We start from the raw sequence: 19258 nt of genomic DNA, 5'->3' as shown, positions 1-19258 counted from the left end.
TTTTTTTTCACAATATGTATCAGATCATGTCAGCATAAACAAAAATCTACTACTTTATATGGATTTGCAATCCATATATCTCCCTTATTGTCTTTTTAGACAATCATTGTTTTAAAAAAAGGAGTGATTCATGAACAAACCGGACATTCAGGATTCGTACTCCCTATTCATCGACGGCCAGTGGAAGCAGGCCTCTGACGGCGGCACGTTTGAAACGTTCTGCCCCGCCAATGGCGAACGCCTGGCAACCTGCGCCGAAGCCACCAAGGAAGACGTGGACGCAGCAGTGGCGGCTGCCAACAAGGCCTGGGGCGGCTGGAAAAAGATCGACCCCATTGAACGGGCCAATATGCTGCTGAAAATTGCAGACATCATTGATGCCAACAAAGAACACCTCGCCATGGTGGAAACGCTGGACAACGGCAAGCCCATACGGGAAACCATGAATGTGGACGTTCCCTTTGCCGCCGACCACTTCCGCTACTTTGCCGGGGTGGTGCGCGCTGATGAAGGCACTGCCGTCATGCTGGACGAAAACACCATGTCGCTGGTGTTCCGCGAACCCATAGGCGTTGTGGGCCAGATTGTGCCGTGGAACTTCCCCTTCCTCATGGCTGCCTGGAAGCTGGCCCCCGTGCTTGCCGCCGGGTGCTGCACCGTGTTCAAGCCTTCCAACCATACTTCGCTTTCCGTGCTGGAGCTGGCGCGGCTTATTGCAGACGTGCTGCCCAAGGGGGTGTTCAACGTCATCACAGGGCGCGGCTCCCGCTCCGGCCAGTTCATGCTTGAACATCCAGGCTTCCGCAAGCTGGCCTTCACCGGGTCTACAGAAGTTGGCCGTCAGGTTGGCCTTGCAGCGGCAAAACGCCTCATTCCCTCCACCCTTGAGCTGGGCGGAAAATCGGCCAACATCTATTTTCCCGATTGTCAGTGGGATCTGGCCATGGACGGCCTGCAAATGGGCATTCTGTTCAACCAGGGGCAGGTATGCTGCGCCGGGTCGCGCGTGTTTGTGCATGAGGACATTTACGACCAGTTTGTGGCAGAAGCCGTGGAGCGTTTCAACCGCGTCAAGGTCGGCCTGCCGTGGGATCCTGCAACCCAGATGGGTTCGCAGATTTATGAATCGCACCTCAAGGCCATTCAGCTTTGCATTGAGCAGGCCAAGGCGGAGGGCGCCACCGTACTCTGCGGCGGCGAGCGCATCACGGATGGAGAACTTGCCAAGGGCTGCTTCATGCGTCCGACCCTGCTCGGCAACGTCACCAACAACATGCGTGTGGCTCAGGACGAAATCTTCGGCCCCGTGGCGGTCATCATCAAGTTCAGGACGGAAGAAGAAGTTGTGGGCATGGCCAACGACAGCCCCTACGGCCTGGGCGGCGCGGTCTGGACACGCGACATCAACAGGGCCATGCGCATAAGCCGCGCCATTGAAACAGGCCGCATGTGGGTGAATACCTACAACAGCATTCCGGCTGGCGCGCCCTTTGGCGGGCACAAGGAGTCAGGCATCGGGCGTGAAACGCACAAGATCATTCTTGAGCACTACACCCAACAAAAAAACATCCTCATCAACCTGTCGGAAAAGCCCACGGGATTCTATCCCTAGCATCCGCACACATGCGGCGAACGCTCTGGGCGGTTGCCGACGTATCAGAACGGCCCCGGAAGGGGCCGTTTTCTCTGGCGGGTGGGGCAAACCTGAGCACCCCGCATTAAACGCGAGAAGCGGAGGCCCCACGCCCCCGCTACAAGCTCACAGCGCCGAGGCTGTGCTCGGCTAAAGGCACGAAAAGCTTTCGCTGTCGGCGCGGCAAAGCCGCGACCGGCTCAATCTTTTCGGTGCTGCCGCTGCCCGACAGCACGAGAGGCGGGCCATCGCTGACTGAAGATAGCTGCGGCGCATAAAACGCGAGAGGCAGAGGCCCCACGCCCCCGCCTCTCTATGAGTGGAGAATTCGTCATGGATTGCGGACTGCCATGCCCCCTATCATGTCACGGAAAAGTGATGCTAGTGGTTTGTGTTCTGCAATGCACTGTTAATATTGCATTGAGAACGCATGGTCGTTCTGCATCCGGGCCGGAATTCAACGTAGAAGTCCGTCCGGTTTATTGTTCGGGCGCGTCAGGGACGCGCCGCACAAGAGCCAGGGCCAGCAAGGCCGGAGACATCCTGGGCATCTGGGCAGGTCTGCGCAACTGCCGCCGCACAAAACCCGCCATGTCCAAAGCCATATCCGCATCAGTCAAAGCCGAGCGGCATGCCTTTTTGTTTTCTTCCAGAACTGCAAGATACCGCTCAACCAGCCTCAGATCACGATTGTGTGATGGATCATCGGCCAATTCAGGCGGCGAGGCTCCCAACTGGAAAACGTCACCGATGTGTTGCGACATGACCATTCCTCCATGAATGGATCACTTGCTTCCTTGCAAAGGGGTTGGCCCTGTCCGCCTCCTTGTTTGGTTTCGTACCGTCTCCCCTTCCCCACTCGTCAAGATTTTTATCGGAACATTAGGCCAGATCTTTAGGCTACGTCTAAAAAAAAGGCCCATTGCATGCCCACAAACGCAAAGTAAAAACGGAGAACAAATTATATCAGTCATGTAAAAGAGATACGATAAAACTGTTACTTGCAAGTAATTTCGATCGCAGCTACCATGCAGCAACTCAGATGCCTGACGAGGAGAACCTATGCCAACACCTATATTGCACAAGGAAAGCCTGATCCCGGGCAAAACCAGCAAACTGGTGCTCCACGCGCCGCAAATCGCGCAAAAAGCGCGCCCCGGCCACTTCGTCATGCTGCGCATGAGCGAACAGGGCGAGCGCATTCCGCTGACCATTGCAGATACTGACCGGGAAAACGGCACCATTACCATAGTGTATCTGGTTATGGGCAAGAGTACCGCCATGCTTGAAGCACTCGGCGTTGGAGATGCCATTCTTGACGTCTGCGGCCCCCTGGGCCACCCCACCCATATTGAAAAACGCGGCACGGTCGTATGCGTGGGCGGCGGCACCGGTATTGCCGCCATGCACCACATTGCCAAGGGCCATGCACGCATCGGCAACAAGGTCGTGGGCGTTATCGGCGCTCGCAGCAAAGACCTGCTGCTCTTTGAAAACGAGCTCAAATCCTTTGTGGATGAACTGCTTGTTTCCACGGACGATGGCAGTTACGGCCACAAGGGCCTTGTTACCGAGCTTCTGCGCGACCGGCTTGAAAAAGACAAGGACGTGTTTGAAGTCGTTGCGGTCGGCCCCGTGCCCATGATGGCCGCCGTGGCGGAAACCACGCGCCCATTTGGCGTCAAGACCACGGTCAGCCTCAACCCCATCATGGTTGACGGCATCGGCATGTGCGGCGCCTGCCGCGTCACCGTAGGCGGCAAAACCAAGTTCGCCTGTGTGGACGGCCCCGAATTTGACGGTCACGAAGTGGATTTTCCCGAACTGCGCCGCCGTCTGGCCGCCTACCGGGAGCAGGAAACCATTTCCATTGAAGAATACCGGAGAGTCAGCCATGGAGAATAGCAAGCCCAAAAAGACCGTGGCTCCCCGTGTGGACATGCCCTGCCAGCCCGCAAAAGTGCGCCGGGCCAACTTTGAAGAAGTCGCCCTTGGCTACACCAGGGAAATGGCTCAGGCCGAGGCCAGCCGCTGCCTTCAGTGCAAAAAGCCCCTGTGCGTCTCGGGCTGCCCTGTTGAAGTGCCCATCCGCGACTTTATCCATCAGGTTGCCGAGGGCAACATGGATGCCGCCTACCGCATCATCAAGACCACCAACAGCCTCCCCGCCGTGTGCGGCCGCGTGTGCCCCCAGGAGCACCAGTGTGAAGGCAAGTGCGTACTCAAGGCCAAGGGCCAGCCCGTGGCCATTGGTCGCCTTGAGCGCTTCGTGGCAGATACGTACATCGCCACCACAGCCTGTGAGCAGGTGACCGGCACCAATGCCTGCGCCCTGCCCCTGGGAGCCAAAAAGGTGGCCTGCATCGGCTCCGGCCCTTCATCCCTGACCTGTGCTGGTGTGTGCGCCACCGCAGGCATCAAGGTTGACGTGTTTGAAGCCCTGCACGAACCCGGCGGCGTGCTTATTTACGGCATCCCCGCCTTCCGCCTGCCCAAGACCGTGGTAGCCACGGAAATCAACGGCCTGCGTCAGGCCGGTGTGGACTTCCACCTCAATTCCGTGGGTGGCCGCACCATTGATATTGACGACCTGCGCAAGGAGTACGACGCCATTTTCATCGGCGTTGGCGCTGGCCTGCCCGTCTTTTTGGGCGTTCCCGGCGAAAATCTGGTGGGCGTGTTCTCCGCTAACGAATACCTCACCCGCGTCAACCTTGGTCGCGCCTACAACTTCCCCTCGCAGGACACTCCGGCCTACCCCGGCAAGCACGTTACCGTGTTCGGCGCGGGCAACGTGGCTATGGACGCGGCGCGCACTGCCCTGCGCATGGGCGCGGAAAGCGTGCATGTGGTCTATCGCCGCACAAGGGCTGAAATGCCCGCCCGTCTGGAAGAGCTGGAACATGCGGAGGAAGAAGGCGTGCAGTTTGCCATGCTTTCAGCCCCTCTGCGCTTCAACGGCGATGCGGAAATGCGCCTTCAGTCCGTAACCCTGCAGCGTATGGAACTGGGTGAGCCCGATGCTTCTGGTCGACGCAGGCCTGTGCCTGTGGAAGGCTCGGAATACGATCTGCCCACCGACCTTGCCATTGTGGCTCTGGGCACCCGCTCCAACCCCATCCTCCTCGAGGCTACCCCTGAGCTCAAACTGAACAAGTGGGGCTACATCGAGGCCGATGAGGCCACTGGCGAAACCTCCATTCCCAACGTCTTTGCGGGCGGCGACATCGTCACCGGCGCGGCCACGGTCATTCTGGCCATGGGCGCAGGGCGCAAGGCCGGACAGGAAATAGTCAAAAGAATCGCAGGCTGATTGCAGCCCGGCATCTGATAAAAGGGGGGCCTCCGCTGGAGGCTCCCTTTTTTCATAGCCCATACATAAAAAGACAACAATTCAGCCTGCCCATTGACCTCGGCTTGCCAGACCTGCAGTTCGCGGTCATACTCACGTCAGAGTTCACACCAGCATCAGACCTGCCACCCCCTGCGCCGCCATGGCAGGCCCTTTTATATCGGCAACATCCCCTTTCAGGGGCCGGAATGGCATCTCCGGCGGGCCAAGGGCGCGGCCCAGGCATACTCAGGAAGATCAGCATGATTCTCGCAGACCTGCACACGCACACCAAGTATTCGCACGGCGGCAATACTCCGGCAGAAATGTACGCTGCCGCCCAGGCCAAGGGGCTAGAATACATGGGCTTTACCGAGCATTCTCCCCGGCCCGTTGGCTTTGACTACACACACGAATACCGCGAGCAACTGACCCGCCACCTGCCGGACTACGTGCGCGAGGTTTGCGCCCTCAAAGCCGCCAACCCCAATGGCCCCTGCCGCGTTTTGTTCGGCATGGAAATGGACTGGCTTGAAGGGCAGGAGGACTACACCCACGCCTCCTGCGCCGCCTTTGACTTTGATTACCTGCTTGGGAGCGTGCACTTTATCGGCCACTGGGGCTTTGACGACGGCGCTGAGCCGTGGAAAGCCTTTTCGCAGGAAGAATGCGACAAGCAGTACCATGCCTATTTTGAAGCATGGGAGCGCATGATCCTATCCGGCCTGTTCAACATTGCCGCGCACCCTGACCTCATCAAGATTTTCTCTGTGGAGCAGTTCCACATCTGGCTGGCAAAGCCGGAAAGCATGGCGCTGGTGCAACGCGGCCTTGCGGCCCTGCAACGCATGGGAATGAGCATGGAAATATCCTCCGCGGGCCTGCGCAAGGCCTGCCGCGAGATATACCCCGCGCCGCCCATCATGCTCATGGCCGCGCAGATGGGCCTGCCCGTGAGTTTCGCTTCAGATGCGCACGGCACCGATGACGTGGGCTACGGTTTTGCCCGGCTGGCCTCCTACGCGCGCGCCTTTGGCTTTGCCGAGTACACCATTTTTAATCGGGGCCAGCGGATTGTGCTGCCTCTGTAAAAACGGCACATGCCTTTGACACCACGGATCATGTATGTCCGAAATTATCGTATCCATTGATGACGTAAGTCTTTTCCTGCCCGGCGACGCCAGCCAGAAGCATGTGCTGCACAACATCAACTGGCAGGTGCGGCGCGGCGCGCACTGCGCGCTCATTGGCCCCAACGGCTCGGGCAAGTCCACCCTGCTGCGGCTCATGCGCGGCGAGCTGTGGCCCGCCCACGGGCGCATCCAGTGGCACGGGCCTGACGGCCCGGAAGATTCCCCGCTGGCGGGCAGGGGCATGACAAGCCTTGTCTCTCCTGCGCAGCAGGAAAACTATCAGCGGCAGGCATGGGATCTCACGGGCCGCGACCTGCTGCTCACAGGCTTTGAAGATACCCCACTGGTCTATGCCGACAGCACTGCCTACAGGCGGCAGGCAGTGGAAGACATGGCCGCTCGGCTTGACGCCGAGGGCCTGCTTGAGCGCACTGTGCCCACATTTTCGCAGGGGCAGCTGCGTTTGCTGCTGCTTGGCCGCGCCCTCCTGCGCGCGCCTACCCTGCTGCTGCTTGACGAGTGCGATGAAGGCCTTGACGAACGCTATCGCCAGATTTTTTTTGAGACCCTCGGTGAATACGCCAGCCGCTGTACGGTCGTGATGACGGCGCACCGCGCCGCAAATATTCCCGACTGGTGCGCTGGCCGCCGTTATGTGCGTAATGGCCGCCTGCTCACTGCGCCGCCTGCGTCCGAGGGCAGTGAAAAAACGCCAAAGACGGCGCAGAGCAACAATGCCTCCGGCGTCGCAGAGCACGTCCTCAACGGCGGGCACGCCATGCTTGATCTGGATAACGTCACCGTATTCATTGATCGGCAGGAAGTGCTGCACGACATCAGCTGGTGCATGCATCAGGGCGAAAACTGGCGCATCACCGGGGCCAACGGCTCGGGCAAATCCACCTTGCTGCGTTTGCTGGCAGGTGACGAATTTGTTGCCGCCGGGGGAAGATTTGACCGCTGGCTGCCCGGTCAGGGCGGGCAGGTAGACACCCTCGAAGCCCTGCGCAAGGGCGTGCGCCTTGTATCAGATCTTTCGCAGGCTCTGTATGGTTATTCCCTCAATGCGCTTGATATGGTCTGCACAGGCTTTGACAACAGCATAGGCGTATACCGCCGTTTTTCTGATGCCGAGCGGGCCGAGGCCACAAGCCGCATGGCCCAGATGTTTCCCGATGAAAACCCCGAAAGCCTGAAACAGCTTGGGCGGCAATCCATCCGCCATCTGTCCACGGGGCAGTTGCGCCGCCTGTTCCTGGCGCGCGCCCTGGTGGGCGGGCCGGATATCCTGCTGCTGGACGAACCCTGCTCCGGCCTGGATGCGTCAAGCCGCGCCCAGTACCTGCATCTGCTGGATCAGCTTGCCTTACAGGGCATCCAGATGGTTTTTGTGTCCCACCATGATGAAGACGCCCCCCTGTGCATCAACAGGGAGGCGCATATGGAAGGCGGACGCCTGCGTGTGGTGCTGTAGGGCCTAATTCTTGCCCTTCCCTAACTTGGAACGCGCGATTTCAATAACAACGGGCAGCACGGAAATAATAATGATGCCGTAAACAATCAGGCTGAAGTTCTGCCGCGCCCATTCCAGGTTGCCGAGAAAGTACCCGGCGGAAACCAGCCCCCCCACCCAGAGCACGCAGCCCGTGATGTTGAACAGAAAAAACGTGGGCGGATGCATCAGGGCAATGCCCGCCACAAAGGGTGCAAAGGTGCGCACTATGGGCACAAAGCGGGCCAGCACAATAGCCTTGCCGCCGTGCCGCTCGTAAAAATTGTGCGCCTTGATCAGGTGGGACTTTTTGATAAGACGATTCTCGCGCGAAAAAATGGCTGGCCCCACATGCCGCCCGATAAAGTAATTCACCGCATCGCCCAGTATGCCTGCCGCCAGCAGTACGCCCATCACTTCGCCATAGCCCAAAAGCCCGGCCCCGGCCACCACGCCGGAGGCAAACAGCAGGGAATCGCCCGGCAGGAAGGGGGTTACCACAAGGCCTGTTTCGCAAAAAACAATGACGAACAGTATGGCGTAAAGCCATAGCCCGTACTGATCGGCAAGCTCAAACAAATGCACGTCTATGTGCAGAATAAAACTGACAAAGCTGCTCAGTAGTTCCATAAAGGCTGATCTCCCTCATCGGGCGCGTAGGCGCGCCTTCGGTCTGCTCTTGTACCCCAAGGCCGCTTGTGGCACAACACAGCCATGCGCGTACTCACCACCATAGCTGTCCTTGCCCTGATTCTGTTCGCTCCTGTTGCCAATGCTGCCGACACTTATATGGTTGGTTTCAGAACGCTTGGCCAGTGGTCGCCGGAAACAGGTCTGCGCCTGGATGTGAATGTGTGGTATCCATCATCCCGCCCGCCGCGTGATCTCAACTATGCCCCATGGGAGATTTCCGCCTCCCGCGCTGGCAAGGCGGTGGACGGGCGTTTCCCCCTGCTTCTGCTCTCGCACGATACCGCAGGAACGCGTTTTTCGTACCATGATACCGCCGCCTGGCTGGCATCGCTGGGCTTTGTAGTGGCTGCCCCCAACCACCCTGGCGACAACATGGACAACATGGACAACCTGCTGACCTGGCAGCAGCTTGAAAATCGCGCACATGAACTTTCTGGCAGCATTGACCTGCTCCTGCATGATCCGGAAGTGGAGCCCAGCATTGACGCCTCGCGCATCGGAGTAATCGGCTTTGGCGTTGGCGGCGCGGCGGCTCTGCTGCTGGGTGGTGCGCTGCCCGACTGCGAGGGATGGGCCAGCTACTGCTCGCGTACTGCGCCAAACGACATGTATTGCAATACATGGGCTCGCGAACGCATGGAATCGCTGTGCAAGAACCTGCCGCTCACACGCAGCCTCGCCGACACGCGCATCCGCGCCATAGCGGCAGTTGCGCCCGGCTTTGGCATGCTGTTTTCGCGCCAGTCGTTCCACTGGTTCTACCCGCCTCTGCTGATCATGGCTGCTCCCAATGACAGCCTGAACAACCCCGCCCTGCATGCGAGGCGCATATTTGAGCTTATGGATAAAAAGCCTCGCTGGCTGAGCCTGCCGCAGGCAGACACGGGTGCGCTCATGGCGCCCTGCCCGGAATCTCTGGCCATGGAATTGCCGGAGCTGTGCCGTTCGGTCACAGAAGAAACGCGGGGTGCAATCCACAGGCGCATGACCGAATCCTTGGGCGATTTTTTTCTACACTACCTTGGCAATGCGCAGAATCTGCCCCAGATTCCGCCGCCGCCCGACCTGACGCCCCAGCAGCAAAAGGCAGCGCCAGAGCCAGCCACGCAGCCTGCGCCAAAATCCAAAAAACGACGCCCCGGCTAGGCTTGTAAAGGCATAGGGCATGCGCCTTTTCAGCCGCCTTGACAATTGCCGCTCGGCTCACTAAAGGGTGTGGCATGGCGGTAGAATCATACCGTAACATGCAAATTTCCCTATCCGGAACAGGATAATATGCGGAACACAATTTATTTGTTCTGTTTTTTACTGGCGGCCCTAGTCCCCGCAACCGCCTTGAGCACAGACAGCCAGGGATTGCCAGAACAGCAAGGCTGGGTGGTCATGCCAGCTGGCGCGCGCCCTGCCTACTTTGGCATACACGGCGGCACCATGCCCGTCAGCCTGCTTGTATATGGCGACGGTTCTTCGCTCGTGACCTTTGTTGGCCGCACCGGCAACGACTTTATTGATGTGTTGCGCCGGGCCGAAGTCTCCATGCCAAGCCTGCTTAACGCCACCTCGCAGCGCTCCGCGGCTGGAAAAAACGTCTCGCCTTCGGCCAATGCTACCGCAGTGCTCATGGCGGGCTCTTCTTCCAGCAGCCTTCCGGTGTTCAATGTCAGCGGCGAAAGACTCTCACACATGGATGTTCCGCCCGGACAGCTCCAACCCTTTGGTCTTTCCGACAAGGCGCTGTCTATCGAAGGTGAAGTAACAGCCCCCCAGCGGCTGTCCACTGTGAAGCAGTATCGCCTGCTTTTTCAGCCGCAGTATCTGCAACCACGGCGCAACCAGCGTTAACCTAATTGCAAAAAGCAACTTTTACTTTTAACAAAAAATCAAAAAAACTTTTTTACTGTTCAAACAGCCCATTGGGCAAACAAGTTAAATAATTTTAGCTTCAAACGCTGCCTTTTAAAATTGTTTTTGCGACTGCCCGCCCGGTACAAGAGCGGGCTTTTTTTTCGTCTGCTTGATTTGAATGTTTATATAAGATAAGCTATCTTTAAGCAGAACATTTTGTCTCAGGAGACAAGCTATGCCGCTTTCAGATCATTTGGAACTTATGCAGCGCCTCTGTGCCAAAGCAGGACAGGATCATGAGTGCCCCTTTGAAAAACACTTTCGTTCAGGCATTATGTCACTCAAGGAATTCAGCACGGACTATGATGCCATAGTTGACGAGCACAACCCCTTTTATCAGGAATTTACAAAATACCTGAAGCAGGATGCCCTGGAGACTGACGATCTGTTTTCGCTCTTTGAATGTCTGGTGATCTTTATCCGCATGCGCCAGATGGCACGTTCCGGCCTTGAGCTCAGCCTCAGGGAACAGAGCGTGCTGGACTATTTTGAATCATGCGGTGAATGGGCGTCACGTGACGATACGCTCGTGAGCAACTGGTACTGGAAGCAACTTCCAGATAAACAGCGCAGCCATTAGTGAAACAGAATTCCACAAAGGATTATCCAGACATATCCATCAGCCCGCCAGCCCGCTCTATGCGCAAAGGCCGCCCAGCATTGCTGAGCGGCCTTTTCAACATATGTGCTACGGCTATGCCGCCAGCATTCTAGAACACGCCAGGATTAAGCATCACCAGCACGGTGCAGATAATGCCCACGATGGTGCCGTAGAGCATGAAGGGCCAGAACGTGCGGCGCAGGACCTCGCCTTCTCGGCCCGACAGGCCCACAACCGCGCAGGCAGCCACGATATTGTGCACGCAGACCATGTTGCCCATGGCGCCGCCAACGGCCTGAGCCGCAACGATGATCTGACGGGGCAGGTGCAGGGCCTGAGCCATGTTCCACTGGAATTCAGCAAACATAAGGTCAGAAACCGTGTTGGAGCCAGTGATAAAGGCACCAAGACCACCCACAAAGGCAGCCAGAACAGGCCACACAGAACCAGCCACCGCGGCCACTGCCTGAGCCAGAGCCAAAGGCATGGAGGGCACATCAATGGGGTTTGTCGCAGAACCACGGAAGATGGACACCAGCGCCACGGCAAAGATCAGGGCAATGGTGGGGGACTTCATCTTGCGCAGGCTTTCGCCCCAGGCTCGGGAAACCGCGGCCTTGGGCATCTTGTGCAAGGTGATCGTCATGAGCGACACCACGATAAAGAACGTGCCGGGCAGATACAGATAATCAATGGAAGCGTTTACGCCCTTGAATCCCAGGATATCAACAAAGTTCAGCTTGAAACTCAGCAGCCAAGCCTTGAGCCCCAGCGAAGGAATGCGCGAAAGCACCAGCAGGATGCAGATCAGCACATAGGGCAACCATGCCTGGAGCTGGGTCATGTGCGCACGGAATTCTGTCTTGGTGCTGGGGGGCACGGAGCCAGTCCAGCTTTTGTCCCATTCTGTATGCGGGGCAAATTCCCACACCGTCTTGGGAACGCAAAATCCCTTTTTGGTACCCCACACCACAACGCCGAGACCAAGCAGGCCAGCAAGCAGAGCGGGGAATTCAGGGCCAAGCAACCACGCGCAGGCAAGGTACGGCACAAGGAAGCAAACACCCGCAAAAACGCAGTACTTCCAGGCGGCAAAGCCAACAGACCAGGACTTTTCCTTGCCAAAAAAGCGGGTCATGAAGCCCAGCATGAAAATGGTCAGGATAATTGCCATGGGGGCATGCATAAAGGTCGCCCACTGGCCTACAGCCGCACCAAACCCGTCATAATTCTGGAAGGGCAAATTGGGGTTGGCGGCAACGGATTCCGCCACAAGATTTTTAAGAAAGCTGAAACCAACGATAACAGGCGTGCCCACTGCGCCAAAGGTAACTGGCACGGAGTTGAACACCAGGCAGACCACGGCTGCGGCCATGGCCGGAAAGCCCAGAGCAAGCAGCAGGGGCGCGGCAAGAGCGGCAGGAGTGCCAAAGCCGGCAGCGCCTTCAATAAAGGCTCCAAACATGAAGCCAATAATGATGGCTTGCAGACGGCGGTCACGGCTGACGCCCTGCATGCCGCACTGGATGGTTTCCATGCCGCCGCTTTCTTCAAGAGTATAAAGAATAAGAATTGCGCCAAAAACAATAATCAGAACGCCAATGGCAACGACAACGCCCTGGAGCGACAGAGCAAGCAGATAGGAGGGAGATAGCTTCCAACCCACAAGTCCGCAGATGACGCAGACCAGCCAGGCCAGAGGCATGGCTCGGGTCGCTGGCCACCGCAGGCCAACCATAAAAATGAGTGCAACAAGGATGGGGATAATAGCTAAAAGGGCCAACATTCCAATAGACATAATGCCTCCGCATTTGTGAAGCAGTGAGATGCTCCCATTCTCAGCACACACTGCCCAGTTTTACACCTCGCCGCCTGGCAGGATGATGTTAACGCAATGCTGCCGCATTGCTTTACGGGGTTTCAGCCAGAGTTTTTCCGTCCCCAAGCGCAAGGGGACAGACCAGGTTTCGGCCCTCCCCACAGTGGAGAGCCGAAACCATCCCTCAACTTTCCTGCGGATGAAGAGCCTCAGCTCTCCACCCGCAGGAAGATGTTTCGTTGGATTATTTTTTCAGATTTTCAGCCAGAAGTTCGGCAATATGATCGACCTTTATCTTGAGGCCCTGCTTTTCAGCACCGCCACGGATCTGCATGACGCAGCCGGGGCAGTCCACCACCAGGCGGTCAGCGCCGGTGGCCTTCATATTGGCGATCTTCTTGTCCAGCAGCTGGGCCGAGATTTCGGGGAACTTCACAGAGTAGCTGCCGCCAAAGCCGCAGCACACTTCTTCTTCCTCGCAAGGCACGTATTCAGCCGCATCGCCAATGAGATCGCGGGGGGCCTTTTTGACGCCCAGGCCGCGGCACAGGTGGCACGAGGCATGGTAGGTGACCTTCTGCGCGGACTTGTTGAAGTCCTCGGCCTTGAGGCCCAGCACGTCATGTACGAAGGAGCTGAAGTCGATGATCTTGGCCGCAAAGGCCTGAGCTTCCACCGTGGAGAAATCCTGATCCAGGATTTCAGGGTAGTGGTGCTTGAGATGACCGGCGCAGCTGGCGCACAGCGTGATGATGTAGTCGTAGTTGCCGCCACGGAAGGCCGCAATATTCTGCTTGGCCACGTCCATGGAGGTTTTGCGCTGGCCCATCATTTCGAGGGGCAGGCCGCAGCAGGACTGTTCCATGGGAAAGTCCACGGCCACGTTTTTGGCGGCCAGAATCTTCACGCAGGCTTCCAGTTCTTCGGGGTAGATGAAGTCCTGGGCGCAACCGCTGAAGATGGCCACGCGGAAGGTGGGGTTCTGCACCTTGGGGGCCAGTTCGGGCCAACGGTCGCGGAAGGACTTGTTGGCAATGGCGGGCAGAGCCTTGAAGTTGTGCTTGCCAAGGAAGACGGCAGGCAGATGGCGCTGGAACTGCGCCCCGCGTGTGAAGGGCTTCTGGGCGAAGCTGGCGAACTTGAGCAGCTTGTGGAACAGCTTGCGGTTCTTCATCACAGCGGAAAGCAGGTTGGCTTCAATGGGCGCGCCCTGTTCCACGTTGAGGCGCGAGCGCACTTCGCGGATAAGACGCGGCAGGTCGATGCCGCCAGCGCACACATTGGCGCACGATTCGCAGCCCATGCAGTTCTGGCTGAGAATACGGGCGCGATCCTTGCCGTGGAAGAAGTAGGTAAGGATCAGGCCGATGGCGCCAATGTAGATGTAGCCCATCTTGTGGCCGCCCACGAGGCGGTACACGGGGCAGACGTTGGCGCAAGCGCCGCAGCGCACGCAGCGGAACACCTGCGAGAAGAGGGGATCCTTGGCGATTTCGGTACGGCCGTTATCAAGAAAGATAACGTGCAGAATCTTTTTGTCGTCGGCATTGGCTGCGCAGGGGCCTGCGCCGCACATCCAGGTAACATAGGAGGTAAGGCGCTGGGCGGTGGCGTTGCGGGGCAGCACCTGAAGGGCCACCAGAGCATCGTCCAGCTTGGCAACGAGCTTGTCCAGACCGGCAATGGCAACATGCACACGCGGCAGGGTCGTAACCATGCGGGCGTTGCCTTCGTTGGTCACGGTAGAGATCGCGCCGTTTTCGGCCACGGCAAAGTTACAGCCGCTCACGCCCATATCGGCGGCGATGAACTTGCGGCGCAACTGCACGCGGGCCACCTTGACCAGACGCTGCACGTCAGAATCCTGCTTGACGCCGGTGGCCTTGGTGAAGTCGTCCGCCACCTGATAACGCGAAAGGTGGATGGCGGGCATAACCATGTGCGAAGGACCTTCGTGGCGCAGCTGGATGATCCATTCGCCAAGGTCGGTTTCGTCCACGATCAGGCCGTTGCCTTCCAGCGCGGTGTTCAGGCCGATTTCTTCGGCGGTCATGGACTTGGACTTGACCACCTTCTTCACTTTGTTTTCTTTGGCGATGCGAACGATCATGTCGTTGGCTTCGGCAGCGGTGGCGGCACGGTGCACGTGCACGCCGCGCTTTTCAGCTTCGGCCTTGAACTGAGCGTACAGTTCGTCCATGTGCTGACAGGCGTAGTCCTTGGCGTCGGCGATCTGCTTGATCAGCGCTTTCTCGTCCACTTCCTTGAACACGGCTTCGCGGTTGGCGCGGTAGGCCACGGCAAAGGTATCAAGGGTGCGACGCAGAAATTCGTCGTTCAGGGCTTCGTCCAGTTCCTTATGATATCCCGATGAGCTCTTGAGGGCGTCATGCATGGGTTAGTCCTCCAGCAGAATGATATGCAGTTCCAGCGGCCCATGCACGCCCACGGCAGCCACGCGCTCAATGTCGGCGGTACGGCTGGGGCCAGTCACCAGTGTGGTGTACGTGGCAGTACCTTCGTTCATGCGCTCGCGCAGCAACTGGGCTATGGAGGGCAGATCGGGGTAGATGGTGGACTTGCGCAGCATCAGCACGGAAACTTCCGAGATCATGCCCGTAAGGCGCACGTCTTCGTTGTCGGTATTGAGCAGGCAGGTGCCGCTGGCGGCAACGCCAAGTTCGGCAGTGGAGACGCCCACGTCAATACCGGCAAGATAGTTGCGCAGCCCTTCGCGGATGCACAAAAAACCTTTTTCTTCACAGGCAGCTGCCAGCGCGGCAAAATCGGCGTCGCCAAGCTGCGGCGCTGCCACCACACGCTGTACGCGCGTGGGAACCTTATTGGGGCCAAGGGGGCCTTGTTCCGTGCCGGGTTCGTCAGCCAAAAGCTCTGCGGGAGCCTTGTTGGCGCAAACGTCCACAACATACTGCAAGGCGGCTGCCATGTTGGGCACTTCCTGCACTACGGCGTTAACAGCCGCAGCCTTGGCGGAAAAGGCTTCTACCAATTCCTGATGTGTCATAAACAACTCCTTTTTCAAAACACGCCGGGTTCTTGAACCATGCAGCTTCGCCGCGAAAAATAGTGTGCAGAGGGCCGGATTCACCCGCTGCCATTGTTTGCGCTCATATTCCTGCGAACGGCGTAACACGCCCATAGCTTCCGAAACAAACCCCCACGGCTCTTCTTCAGATGGGCATTCTGGCAGAATAACCGCCGGGTTGATAAACGCGGCGGAGGAACCACAGTCCCCCGCCGCGCTCGCATGTTACTTCAGGCTTTCAGCGTACAACTCCACTGTGTGCTTGACGCGCACGGAGTCATGGTTGTGCGAAAGCACGTCCTCAAGCTGCATCATGCAGGCAGGGCAACCGGCGGCCACAATCTTGGCTCCGGAAGCTACCACATTGTTGCGCTTGCGCTGGCCGATCTTGCGCGAATAATCGTAGTGGAAGAGGTTGAACGATCCGCCGCAGCCGCAGCAGCGGTCAGCTTCGGCCATTTCCGTGATCTTGTAGGCCGGGTTGGCCGCAACAACGGAACGGGGCTGGCTGACAACGCCAAGCGACTTCTTGAGGTGGCAAGAATCGTGGTAGGTCACGCTGACGGCGTTTTCCTGAGCCTGCTCGGCGGGCTGCACCTTGAGCACATCCACCAGGAAGGCATTGATGTCCATGGCCTTGGCGGCCAGTTCTTCAATCTTGCGTTTTTCGGCAGAACCCAGACGATGCGCGTAGCGGGGCCACAGTTCCTTGACCGTGGAGGTGCAGGAACCGCAGGGGCTGAGAATATAGTCGAAGTCGCCGTTTTTGAGGGCTTCCACGTTCACGCGCATCTGCTCCACCATGCCCTTGGCATCACCGGACGAAAGCGCCGGAATGCCACAGCAGGTGAGATTTTTGGGCATGAACACGGCCACGTTGTGATAACGCAGCACCTTCAGGCAGGCTTCTGCCATATCGGTGTACATTTTGTCACCCACGCAGCCGGGGAAGAACGCCACCTTGAGCCCGCCAGCGCGGCGGGGTTCGTCAAGCGCGCCGTAACGGGCGTGCAGAGGCGTTTTTGCCAGGGGGTGGATGTGGCGGTCGCCCAGCATGAAGTTGAGCAGAGGCGCGCACACGGTACCCTGCGCGTCGTTGCTCGAGCCAAAGATAAGGCCCTGCATGGGCGCGCCAACGCGCATGGCGAAGTTGAAGAGGCCAGGCTTGGTCAGAAGCGAACGGAAGATCATCTTCTTGACCGGGTGCAGGCCGATGAACTCGTTTACGATTTCACGGGCTTCCATGAAGACGTCCATAATCTGGACGCCGGGCGGGCAGGACGCCTGGCAGGAACCGCACAAAAGGCAGCGGCCCAGTTTTTCGGCCACAGCCGCAGGGTCCTGAATCATCTCATGGGCCAGGTTGTCAATAAGGGCCAGCTTGCCGCGAGCCACGTCGGCTTCCATACCGGTGGCGCCGAACATGGGGCACACGGCCTGGCACATGCCGCATTTCATGCAGGCAGTGATCCTGTCGTCCAGGGCCATAAGGCGCTGGGCCAGTTCGTGCATAGTACTCATGAAACGCTCCTGGAGCGGTTGAATTTTTGCTCTTGCCCGGTAGCGCCCGCACTGGGCGGGCAGCCCCCGGAAAAGACGGGGGCCAAAAGACCCCGCCTCTGCAATGCCGGAGCGAACTGCCTAGATGCCCACCAGCTTGGTGGAGTTAAGCAGTCCCTTGGGGTCAAGAGCCCGGCGCAGCCGCTGCGAGAACAGAATGGTGCCGCGTGAGGTTTCCTTTTCCATCCACTTGGACTTGGCGGTGCCTATGCCGTGTTCGCCGGAGAGCGTACCCTTCAGCTTGATAGCCGTATCGAACATTTCGTCGATGGCTTCTTCCACGCGCTTGAATTCGTCGGCGTCGCGCTTGTCGCACAGGAAGGTGGGATGCAGGTTGCCGTCGCCAGCGTGACCAAAGGTGCCCACTTCAAGGCGGTACTTGGCCGCGATGTCGTTGACGGCCTTGACCATGGCGGGGATCTGGGAACGCGGCACGGTGGCGTCTTCAAGCACGGTGGTGGGCCGGGCGCGGGCCAGCACGGGCAGGGCCATGCGGCGGGCTTCCCACAGCTTGAACTTTTCGGCGGCGTCCTTGGGCACGTGCACGGCAGTGGCGTGGTTGGCCTTCAGCACCTTTTCAACGGCTTCGGCATCGTCAGCAACCTGGGCAGGGTGGCCGTCCACTTCGATGAGCAGGATGGCGCCAGCCTCGCGCGGCAGACCAGCCTTGGTGAAGTCGTCCACGCGCACGATGGTGTTGTTGTCGAGGAATTCGAGAGTACAGGGCACAACGTGGGCGGCGATGATGCCCGCCACAGCGTCAGCGGCGTCCTGCACGTCAGAGAACACGGCCATCAGGGCCTTGGAGGCCTTGGGCGGCGGCACGAGCTTGAGGATGGCTTCAGAAATAACGCCCAGCGTGCCTTCAGACTGCACCATCATGCCGGCAAGGTTGTAACCGGTAACGCACTTGACCGTGCGCGAACCGGACTTGACCACTTCGCCCGTGGCGTCGAAAAATTCGATGCCCATGAGGTAATCCTTGGTAACGCCGTACTTGAGGCCGCGCAGGCCGCCAGCGTTTTCAGCAATGTTGCCCGCGAGGGTGGACACAGCCTGGGAACCCGGATCGGGGGGGTAAAAAAGATTTTTCTTGGCAACCGTAGCCGCAAATTCAGCAGTAATGACGCCCGGTTCCACCACAGCGTAGAGGTCGTCAGAATTGATTTCAATGATGCGGTTAAGGCCGGTGGTCAGAATGACCACAGTTTCGGACTTGTCCGGGATGGTGCCGCCGGAAAGGTTGGTTCCCGCGCCGCGCACGGTCATGGGGATACCATTGTCATACAATTTTTTCACACACTGGCCGAGCTGTTCCTTGGTAGTGGGGCGCACCACCAAAGAAGGCATGACCGGCGGCAACACCGCAGAATCATACGAATAGCTCATGCGGTCGGCTTCGGAACTGAACACGTTTTCCTTGCCGATCATGTCTTCAAAATCCTTAATCAACGCCTGGCTTGCCATAAGGCCTCCTTAAAAGTCCGTCATGAACGTCTTTATGGTAAGGCACAGACCTCGCGCCCCTTGCGCGGGCCTGACAGATTTGGATTCCCATACGGTTGTTTGAACAGCCGGTCAACTTTTTTACGAGAATGAAGACGTATAGCGTTGTTTGACAAGTTTGCAAAGGGCACAAGCCAAAAAACTTTGGTATCACAGTCTGACATTATCGCCAAAAGTTTCCCCACTGTCGTTGCACCGATACCTGGGCAATGCGATATGCATCATTGCAATTCAAATCGTTTTAAACAGTTAAGCATTATGCGCGGTATTGTGAAGACGCAGTGCCCACAATGTTCCCAACACTCTGGCTGGAAGGAACACATAAAAAAAATTCTGCGGCTGCCATGAAAAAATATTCCATGTTCAGCAACGGCATCGCAAAACGCGACCAGTGAGAAAATGTGAAAAAGATGGCCCAGACAGGCGGGAATGCCGGAATCAGGAGCTTGTGAGGATGTGGCGGCGCAGCGCGCGCCGCCACAAAAAAATTAACGCTGCCAACAGCTGCCGTCAACGGCAGATACCAGCGGATATGCCCG

15 protein-coding genes are annotated in these 19258 nt (G+C 58.1%); 8 read left to right on the top strand and 7 right to left on the bottom strand.

Annotation, left to right across the window (positions count from 1 at the left end; all coding sequences use genetic code 11):
* The first annotated feature begins 130 nt into the window (after positions 1–130).
* Positions 131–1612: an aldehyde dehydrogenase family protein gene (locus ACUZ9Q_RS01885; protein WP_192112301.1), complete on the top strand. Its 1482-nt coding sequence runs from the start codon at positions 131–133 to the stop codon at positions 1610–1612.
* Between the two features lie 500 nt (positions 1613–2112).
* Here the strand turns inward: ACUZ9Q_RS01885 and ACUZ9Q_RS01880 are convergent, their stop codons facing one another.
* Positions 2113–2397, bottom strand: a complete 285-nt coding sequence (locus tag ACUZ9Q_RS01880) for a hypothetical protein (protein ID WP_192112300.1) — start codon at positions 2395–2397, stop codon at positions 2113–2115.
* A gap of 298 nt (positions 2398–2695) precedes the next feature.
* Here ACUZ9Q_RS01880 and ACUZ9Q_RS01875 point away from each other — a divergent pair, with 298 nt between their 5' ends.
* The 4 genes from ACUZ9Q_RS01875 (at position 2696) to ACUZ9Q_RS01860 (ending at position 7571) form a co-directional block, all read left to right on the top strand.
* A complete protein-coding gene (locus ACUZ9Q_RS01875; protein ID WP_022657761.1) occupies positions 2696–3538 on the top strand; it encodes a sulfide/dihydroorotate dehydrogenase-like FAD/NAD-binding protein in 843 nt (280 codons plus the stop codon).
* Entirely contained in the window at positions 3528–4946 is a 1419-nt protein-coding gene (gene gltA / locus ACUZ9Q_RS01870; protein ID WP_192112299.1) for an NADPH-dependent glutamate synthase, read from the top strand. Before ACUZ9Q_RS01875 ends, gltA begins: the two co-directional genes overlap by 11 nt.
* A gap of 281 nt (positions 4947–5227) precedes the next feature.
* Complete coding sequence (locus ACUZ9Q_RS01865) at positions 5228–6055, top strand: histidinol-phosphatase (RefSeq protein WP_227118273.1); 828 nt, start codon at positions 5228–5230, stop codon at positions 6053–6055.
* A gap of 34 nt (positions 6056–6089) precedes the next feature.
* The gene (locus ACUZ9Q_RS01860) at positions 6090–7571 is read left to right on the top strand and encodes an ATP-binding cassette domain-containing protein (protein ID WP_449247220.1); all 1482 of its coding nucleotides are present in this window, start codon (positions 6090–6092) and stop codon (positions 7569–7571) included.
* A 3-nt stretch (positions 7572–7574) separates the two neighbouring features.
* Here the strand turns inward: ACUZ9Q_RS01860 and ACUZ9Q_RS01855 are convergent, their stop codons facing one another.
* The gene (locus ACUZ9Q_RS01855) at positions 7575–8219 is read right to left on the bottom strand and encodes a DedA family protein (protein WP_449247219.1); all 645 of its coding nucleotides are present in this window, start codon (positions 8217–8219) and stop codon (positions 7575–7577) included.
* Positions 8220–8303: 84 nt separating this feature from the next.
* Between ACUZ9Q_RS01855 and ACUZ9Q_RS01850 the strand changes: the two genes are divergently transcribed.
* From ACUZ9Q_RS01850 to ACUZ9Q_RS01840, 3 genes are all read left to right on the top strand, one after another.
* Positions 8304–9428 (top strand): alpha/beta hydrolase family protein, encoded by a 1125-nt coding sequence (locus tag ACUZ9Q_RS01850; protein ID WP_215647955.1) that lies wholly within the window; start codon positions 8304–8306, stop codon positions 9426–9428.
* A gap of 189 nt (positions 9429–9617) precedes the next feature.
* Positions 9618–10124 carry a hypothetical protein gene (locus ACUZ9Q_RS01845; RefSeq protein WP_227118276.1) on the top strand — a complete coding sequence of 169 codons (507 nt, stop codon included), beginning with the start codon at positions 9618–9620 and terminating at the stop codon, positions 10122–10124.
* A gap of 238 nt (positions 10125–10362) precedes the next feature.
* On the top strand, positions 10363–10767 hold the full coding sequence (locus tag ACUZ9Q_RS01840) for a hypothetical protein (protein ID WP_449247218.1): 405 nt from the start codon (positions 10363–10365) through the stop codon (positions 10765–10767).
* Between the two features lie 130 nt (positions 10768–10897).
* On the opposite strand, the gene ACUZ9Q_RS01835 is transcribed toward ACUZ9Q_RS01840, so the two are convergent.
* From ACUZ9Q_RS01835 to ACUZ9Q_RS01815, 5 genes are all read right to left on the bottom strand, one after another.
* On the bottom strand, positions 10898–12586 hold the full coding sequence (locus tag ACUZ9Q_RS01835; RefSeq protein WP_192112292.1) for an L-lactate permease: 1689 nt from the start codon (positions 12584–12586) through the stop codon (positions 10898–10900).
* A gap of 265 nt (positions 12587–12851) precedes the next feature.
* Positions 12852–15002: an L-lactate dehydrogenase (quinone) large subunit LdhH gene (ldhH, locus tag ACUZ9Q_RS01830; protein ID WP_192112291.1), complete on the bottom strand. Its 2151-nt coding sequence runs from the start codon at positions 15000–15002 to the stop codon at positions 12852–12854.
* 3 nt (positions 15003–15005) lie between these two features.
* Positions 15006–15632 carry a LutC/YkgG family protein gene (locus tag ACUZ9Q_RS01825; RefSeq protein ID WP_192112290.1) on the bottom strand — a complete coding sequence of 209 codons (627 nt, stop codon included), beginning with the start codon at positions 15630–15632 and terminating at the stop codon, positions 15006–15008.
* Positions 15633–15878: 246 nt separating this feature from the next.
* A complete protein-coding gene (locus ACUZ9Q_RS01820; RefSeq protein WP_215647952.1) occupies positions 15879–17174 on the bottom strand; it encodes a (Fe-S)-binding protein in 1296 nt (431 codons plus the stop codon).
* A gap of 120 nt (positions 17175–17294) precedes the next feature.
* Positions 17295–18680, bottom strand: coding sequence for an FAD-binding oxidoreductase (locus ACUZ9Q_RS01815; RefSeq protein ID WP_215647951.1), 1386 nt, complete (start codon positions 18678–18680; stop codon positions 17295–17297).
* Positions 18681–19258 lie beyond the last annotated feature (578 nt).

The organism is Desulfovibrio desulfopostgatei, assembly GCF_053570645.1.
The sequence above is the reverse complement of the archived record's forward strand: the minus strand, read 5'-3'. Positions and strand labels throughout refer to the sequence as shown.

What these genes read in the sequence shown, in the direction of transcription:
- ACUZ9Q_RS01825 (WP_192112290.1), bottom strand. Translation starts at nt 15,632, where the DNA reads ATGACACATCAGGAATTGGTAGAAGCCTTTTCCGCCAAGGCTGCGGCT.
- gltA (WP_192112299.1), top strand. Translation starts at nt 3,528, where the DNA reads ATGGAGAATAGCAAGCCCAAAAAGACCGTGGCTCCCCGTGTGGACATG.
- ACUZ9Q_RS01820 (WP_215647952.1), bottom strand. Translation starts at nt 17,174, where the DNA reads ATGAGTACTATGCACGAACTGGCCCAGCGCCTTATGGCCCTGGACGAC.
- ACUZ9Q_RS01885 (WP_192112301.1), top strand. Translation starts at nt 131, where the DNA reads ATGAACAAACCGGACATTCAGGATTCGTACTCCCTATTCATCGACGGC.
- ACUZ9Q_RS01850 (WP_215647955.1), top strand. Translation starts at nt 8,304, where the DNA reads ATGCGCGTACTCACCACCATAGCTGTCCTTGCCCTGATTCTGTTCGCT.
- ACUZ9Q_RS01880 (WP_192112300.1), bottom strand. Translation starts at nt 2,397, where the DNA reads ATGTCGCAACACATCGGTGACGTTTTCCAGTTGGGAGCCTCGCCGCCT.
- ACUZ9Q_RS01815 (WP_215647951.1), bottom strand. Translation starts at nt 18,680, where the DNA reads ATGGCAAGCCAGGCGTTGATTAAGGATTTTGAAGACATGATCGGCAAG.
- ACUZ9Q_RS01835 (WP_192112292.1), bottom strand. Translation starts at nt 12,586, where the DNA reads ATGTCTATTGGAATGTTGGCCCTTTTAGCTATTATCCCCATCCTTGTT.
- ACUZ9Q_RS01855 (WP_449247219.1), bottom strand. Translation starts at nt 8,219, where the DNA reads ATGGAACTACTGAGCAGCTTTGTCAGTTTTATTCTGCACATAGACGTG.
- ldhH (WP_192112291.1), bottom strand. Translation starts at nt 15,002, where the DNA reads ATGCATGACGCCCTCAAGAGCTCATCGGGATATCATAAGGAACTGGAC.
- ACUZ9Q_RS01875 (WP_022657761.1), top strand. Translation starts at nt 2,696, where the DNA reads ATGCCAACACCTATATTGCACAAGGAAAGCCTGATCCCGGGCAAAACC.
- ACUZ9Q_RS01860 (WP_449247220.1), top strand. Translation starts at nt 6,090, where the DNA reads ATGTCCGAAATTATCGTATCCATTGATGACGTAAGTCTTTTCCTGCCC.
- ACUZ9Q_RS01840 (WP_449247218.1), top strand. Translation starts at nt 10,363, where the DNA reads ATGCCGCTTTCAGATCATTTGGAACTTATGCAGCGCCTCTGTGCCAAA.
- ACUZ9Q_RS01865 (WP_227118273.1), top strand. Translation starts at nt 5,228, where the DNA reads ATGATTCTCGCAGACCTGCACACGCACACCAAGTATTCGCACGGCGGC.